Source organism: Methylobacterium sp. D48H, from assembly GCF_053345715.1.
This window is the reverse complement of record NZ_JBKFAP010000251.1, coordinates 1-249: the sequence shown is the minus strand read 5'-3', so window position 1 is coordinate 249 and position 249 is coordinate 1. Positions and strand designations below refer to the sequence as shown.

Here is a 249-nt window from a genome sequence, read left to right as displayed (position 1 = left end):
TTCAGCCCCTCGCGCCGCCAGATCCGCTCGACCCGCTTGTCGTTGACCAACCAGCCGGCCGCCTTCAGCAGCGCGCCGATCTTCCGGTAGCCGTAGCGCCCGTACCGGCGCGCCAGCTCCACAAGATCGGCGGTCAGCGCCGCCTCGTCGTCTCTGCCCCGCGGCACCTTGCGCTGGGTCGAGCGATGCTGCCCGAGCGCACTGCAAGCGCGGCGCTCGGAGACGTCCAGGACGTCCATGACATGCTCG

At 70.7% G+C, this 249-nt stretch carries 1 protein-coding gene; it reads right to left on the bottom strand.

Annotated features, from left to right (window positions below; genetic code table 11):
* The coding region (locus tag ACLBX8_RS32365) for an IS3 family transposase (protein ID WP_447716488.1) at positions 1 to 249 on the bottom strand (249 nt) is incomplete at both ends.